Annotated in this window: 1 protein-coding gene; it reads left to right on the top strand. The window is 72.0% G+C overall.

The window, feature by feature from the left end; translation table 11 throughout:
- Positions 1-6,349, top strand: a 6,349-nt coding sequence (locus QK444_RS30760) for a non-ribosomal peptide synthetase (protein WP_282785599.1), incomplete at both ends; no start/stop codon positions are given.

Here is a 6,349-nt window from a genome sequence, read left to right as displayed (position 1 = left end):
TGCAGTACGCCGACTACGCCCTCTGGCAGCGTGAGTTGCTCGGCGACGAGAACGACGCCGAATCCACCGCCGCCCGCCAGTTGGCCTTCTGGACCGCCGAACTCGACGACCTGCCCGCGCAGTTGGATCTGCCCGCCGACCGGCCGCGCCCGGCCGTATCCAGCTATCGGGGCGCCACGCTGGAGTTCGCCATCGACGCCGAGCTGCGCGCGGCGATCGACCGGCTGGCCATCGCCCGCGGTGCGACCCCGTTCATGGTGCTGCACGCCGCGCTGGCCGCACTGCTGGCCCGACTATCGGGTACCACCGATATCGCCATCGGCACCCCGGTCGCCGGGCGAGGTGACCGGGCGCTCGACGATCTGGTCGGCATGTTCGTCAACACCCTGGTGCTGCGCACCCGGGTAGCGCCCGGATCGTCCTTCGGCGATCTGGTCGCACACGCGCGGGAGCGGGATCTGCGCGCCTTCGCCCATCGCGACGTGCCGTTCGAGCGCCTGGTCGAAGTGCTCAATCCGGCCCGCGCCCGCAACCGGCACCCGCTGTTCCAGGTCGCGCTGTTCATGCAGAATCTCGGCACGGCCACACCCGTGCTGCCGGGTCTGGACACCGCACCGGTCGATGTCGGCTCCGATTTCGCGAAGTTCGACCTGAATCTCACGGTCTCCGAGCGCGACTCCGGCTACCGCGCCGAATTCACCTATGCCACAGATCTTTTCGACCGCCGTACGGTGCGGGAATTCGCGGCCAAGTTCCTGCGCCTGCTGAGCGCCGCCACGGCGCATCCGGACCGTCCGATCGGCGATATCGAACTCCTGGACGCGGGCGAACTCGACTACGTCACCTCGAGCTGGAACGCCACCGGGCACAAGGTCACCGAACAGTTCCTGCACGACGGCTTCGACGCCCAGCTGCGCCGCACCCCCGCCGCCGTCGCCGTGATCTCCGGGGACACCGAACTCACCTACACCGAGCTGTCCGAGCGGGCCAACCGGCTGGCCCGGCTGCTCATCGAGGCGGGCGTCGGACCGGAATCGCTGGTCGTCCTCGCCATGGCGCGTTCGGTCGAACTCGTCGTCGCCATGTACGCGGTGCTGCGCGCGGGCGGCGCGTACGTGCCCGTCGATCCGAGCCACCCGGCCGACCGCGTCGCCCATCTCCTCGCCACCGCCCGCCCGCGGGTGGTGCTGACCACCACCACCGACGACTTCCACCTTCCCGAGGGTCTCGAGGCTCCGCTGTACCGCGTCGACGACCTCGACCCCCGGGCGCACTCGGCCGCACGGATCACCGACGCCGAACGCCGCGCCCCCCTGCACCCGGACCATCCGGCCTACGTTCTGTTCACCTCCGGCTCCACCGGGGCGCCCAAGGGCGTGACCGTGAGCCACCGCGCCATCGCCAACCAGATGGCGTGGATGCACGCCGAGTACCGCGTCCGCGCCGGCGATCGCTACCTCCAGAAGACCGCCAGCACCTTCGACGTCTCGCTGTGGGGATACTTCCTGCCGCTGCGCGCGGGCGCGACCATGGTGCTCGCCGATCCCGACGGACACCGCGACGCCCGCTATCTCGCCGAAACCATCGCCCGGTACGGCATTACGCTCACCGACTTCGTCCCGTCCATGCTGGCGGTCTTCGCCACTCACGCGCGTCCGGACGAACTCGATTCGCTGCGTGAGGTTTTCGTCGCCGGGGAGGCGTTTCCCCCGGAGACCGTCGCCGCCTTCCGCGCGGTGAGCGACGCCGGACTGCACAACCTGTACGGCCCCACCGAGGCCGCTGTCACCGTCACCTACCGCGAGGTGGACGAGCCCGGCGACCAACCGGTGCCCATGGGCGAGCCGGAGTGGAACACCCGGGTGTACGTGCTGGACGCCCGGCTGCGTCCCGCGCCGATCGGCGTGCCCGGCGAGCTGTATCTCGCCGGTGCGCAATTGGCGCGCGGCTATCACGGGCGGGTCGATCTGACCGCGGATCGCTTCGTGGCCAACCCCTTCGGCAGCGGCGAACGCATGTACCGCACCGGTGACCTGGTGCGGTGGTCCGCCGAGGGAGAACTGATCTACCTGGGCCGCAGCGACTTCCAGATCAAATTCCGCGGCCAGCGTATCGAACTCGCCGATATCGAGACCGCGCTCGCCGCCGCACCCGAGGTCGCCCAGGCGGCTGTCCGGCTGATCGGCGCCGATTCCGGCGACTACCTGGCGGGCTATGTCGTCCGCACGCCCGGGGCCGAGCCCGATGTCGACCGGCTGCGCGCGGGCCTGACCCGGCGCCTGCCCGCGTACATGGTGCCCACCGTCATCGTGGAACTCGATGCCCTGCCGCTGGGTGCGAGCGGCAAACTCGACCGCCGAGCCCTGCCGGTTCCGGTGTTGGCGGCCAAGCGTTTCCGCGCACCCGTCGATGCCGTCCAGCGCTTGGTGGCGAACGTTTTCGCGGAGGTGCTGGGGCGCGAGCGCGTCGGCCTGGACGACGACTTCTTCGCTCTGGGCGGCAGTTCGCTCACCGCCACCCGGGTGACCGCCCGGATCGGCGCCGAACTGGATGCGCGGATACCGGTCCGCCTCCTCTTCGAGGCCCCCGCGGTGGGCGAATTCGCCACCGCCGTCGGCGCGCTCACCGACACCGCGCCGCGCCCGGCGCTCGCGTGCCGCGCCCGTCCCGATCGGGTGCCGCTCTCGCTGGCGCAGCAGCGGCTGTGGTTCCTCAACCGGCTGGAGAGCGAACAGGGCGGGTCCGGCCTCTACAACCTGCCCGTGGTGCTGCGCCTGCGCGGCCGTCTGGACGTGCCGGCGCTGGAGCGGGCCGTCCTGGATGTGCTGGCCCGCCACGAATCGCTGCGCACCTGCTTCCCGGATACCGAATCCGGTCCGTACCAGAGCGTGCTGGCCGCCGACGAGGTCGGGCTGAGCCTGAACCCGGTGCCGGTGGCCGCCGCCGAGGTGCCCGAGGCCGTGGCCGCCATCGTGCGCGCCCCGTTCGACGTCACCCGCGAGCCGCCGTCTCGCATCGCCCTGCTGCTCGTCGACCGGACCGAGGACACCGCACCGGCCGCCGACGAGTACCTCCTCGTCGTGGTGCTGCACCACATCGCCGGTGACGCGCTGTCCATGCCGCCCCTGGTCCGAGATCTGGTGCGCGCCTACACCGCGCGCCGCGCGAACCGGGCCCCCGACTGGGAACCGCTCGCCGTCCAGTACGCCGACTACACGCTCTGGCAGCGCGAACTGCTCGGCTCCGACACCGCCCCGGGCGATCTCGCCCGTGCGCAACTGGACTTCTGGCGCGACACCCTCGCCGATCTGCCCGCCCAGCTGCCGCTGCCCACCGACCGACCACGACCCGCGCAACCACGAAACACCGGGGGAGCGGTCGAGTTCGAGGCGGGGGGCGATGTGCTGTCCGGACTCCGGGATATCGCCCGCGCCCACGGCGCGACCCTGTTCATGGTGGTGCACGCCGCCTTCGCCGCCACCCTGTCCCGGCTCGCGGACACCGCCGACGTGGCAGTCGGCGCACCGGTCGGCGGGCGCGGTGACCGCGCACTCGACGATCTGGTCGGCATGTTCGTCAACACCCTGGTGCTGCGCACCCGAGTGGACGCCGCGCTGCCGTTCGCGGACTTCCTGACCCGCGTGCGCGATACCGATCTGGCCGCCTTCGCCCACGCCGACCTGCCGTTCGAACGCCTGGTGGACGATCTCGTCACCGACCGGTCCACCGGCGCGCACCCGCTGTTCCAGGTCATGCTCAGCGTCATCGACGACGACGCGACGGCGCGGCCCTCGCTGCCCGAGCTGACCGTCACACCCGTCGAGATCGCCGACACCACCGCGAAATTCGATCTGCACCTGGTGGCGGGCGAGCGCTCCGGCGGCTTCGGCGGCAGCCTGCGCTACGCGGACGAACTCTTCGACGCCGAGACCGCGGCGTCCTTCGCCACCCGCTTCGTCCGGGTGCTGCGCGCCGTCATCGCCGACCCGCGGGTCCGGATCGGCGATATCGACCTGCTCGGCACCGCCGAACGCGCCCTGGTGCTGGAACAGTGGAACGACACCGCGCACCCGCTGCCCGACGGCGCCACCCTGCTGTCGCCGTTCGAGGCGCGCGCCGCCCGCAGTCCCTTCGCCACCGCGGTCGTCCACCAGGGCCTGAGCATCACCTACGGTGACTTCGCCGCCCGGGTCCACCGCCTGGCGCGCCACCTGGTCGCCCAGGGCGTCGGACCGGACACCCTGGTCGCCCTGGACCTGCGGCGCTCGGTCGACCTGGTCATCGGCATGTACGCGGTGCTGGCCGCCGGTGGCGGCTACGTGCCGCTGGACCCCGACCACCCCGCCGAGCGCCGAGCCCATGTCATCGACAGCGCGGCACCCGTCTGCGTGCTGACCGCCGACGACGGCCCCGATGTCGCCGGTGTGCCCCGTATCCGGATCGACGAACTCGACACCACCGGCTACGACGACGCGCCGCTGACCGACGCGGACCGGCTGGCCCCGCTGCGCCCGCACCACATCGCCTACGTCATCTTCACCTCGGGGTCGACCGGACGTCCGAAGGGCGTGGCCGTCCCGCATGCCGCCGCCCTCAACCAGATCCGCTGGATCACCACCGAGTACCGGCTCGGCATCCACGATGTCGTGCTGCTCAAGACCCCCGCCACCTTCGACGTGTCGGTGTGGGAACTGTTCGGCCCCTTGGCGACCGGAGCCCGGCTGGTCGTGGCCGCGCCCGACGGCCACCGCGATCCCGGCTACCTGGCCGAGGTGATCGCGGCCGAGCGGGTCACCATCACCTCCTTCGTCCCGTCCATGCTCCGGGCCTTCGCCGAGGCGGCCCCGCCGCGCGCGGCCGACTCGGTGCGCGCCCTGCTGGTCGCGGGTGAGGCGTTGACCGCCGACATCGTCGCCGCGTTCCGCCGCATCGGCACCACCCCGCTGCACAACCTGTACGGCCCCACCGAATTCACCGTGCACGCCACGTCCGCGCCGGTCCCCGCCGCAGTGGACGGTCCGGTCCCGATCGGCGGACCGGTCTGGAATGCCCGTGTCTACGTGCTGGATTCCCGGCTGCGGCCCGTCGCCCCCGGGCTCGTGGGCGAGCTGTACCTCGCGGGGGCCCAGCTCGCCCGCGGCTACCTCGGCCGCGCCGACCTGACGGCGGATCGCTTCGTGGCCAACCCCTTCGACGTCGGCGAGCGCATGTACCGCACCGGCGATCTGGTGCGCTGGAACCCGGACGGCCAGCTGATCTATGTGGGCCGCAGCGATTTCCAGGTCAAACTGCGTGGACTGCGCATCGAGCTCGGCGAGATCGAGGCCGCGCTCACCGCCCAGGAGACGGTGGCCCGAGCGGTGGTCGCGGTACGCAACGACCACCCGACCGGCGATCGGCTGGTCGCCTACGTCGTCCCCGCGCGCGGGCGGTCCGCGTCAGGGGCGCGGGGTGGGCACGCGCGGCCGCGCATCCCCGGCGCGGAGCCCGAGCAGCACGTGACCCGGGCCGCGCCCACCGCGTCCGCGCCGGATGCCGCCATGCTGACAGCGGCGTTGTCGCTGTCGCTGCCCTCCTATATGGTCCCGTCGACCTTCGTCCTGCTCGACGAGCTCCCGCTGAACGCCAACGGCAAACTCGATCGCGCCGCACTGCCCGCGCCCGTCCCCGAGGAACGCGAGTTCCGCACCCCCACCGGACGTTCGGAATGCCTCGTCGCCGCGGTCTTCGCCGACGTCCTCGAACTCACCGCCCCGGTCGGCGCGGATGACGACTTCTTCGCCCTGGGCGGCAACTCGCTGATCGCCACCCGCTTGGCGGCCCGGCTCGCCAAGCGCACCGGCGTCCCCATCCCGTTGCGGACCATCTTCGACAACGCCACCGTCCGCGCCCTGGCCGCCCGGATCGACGCCGCCGAGCCGACCACCGCCGAACCCGCGGCGCTGCCGCCGGTCACCGCCCGGCACCGCGGCGACACCATCCCGCTGTCGATCGCCCAGCAGCGCATGTGGTTCCTCAACCGCTTCGACGCCCGTGGCGGCGGCTACAACATCCCCTTCGCCCTCCGCCTCACCGGCCAGCTCAATGTCTCCGCGCTGCGCAGCGCCGTCGCCGATCTCATCGCCCGCCACGAGACCCTGCGCACGCTGTACCCCGAGTACGACGGCCAGGCCACCCAGTTGATCCTGCCGCCGGACACGCGCCTGGTGGACCTGGTGGCGGAACCGGTCGCCACCGCGGAGCTCCCCGATCTGGTGGAGGCGTTGGCGCGCACCACCTTCGACGTCACCGTCGAGGTGCCGTTGCGTGTTCGCCTGCTGCGGCTCGCCGACGCCGACGAGCCCACCCA

It is taken from the genome of Nocardia sp. CC201C (genome assembly GCF_030010695.1).
GTDB classification, from domain to species: domain Bacteria; phylum Actinomycetota; class Actinomycetes; order Mycobacteriales; family Mycobacteriaceae; genus Nocardia; species Nocardia otitidiscaviarum.
Note: the sequence above shows the minus strand (reverse complement) of the source record. Positions and strands in the feature narration are given on the sequence as shown.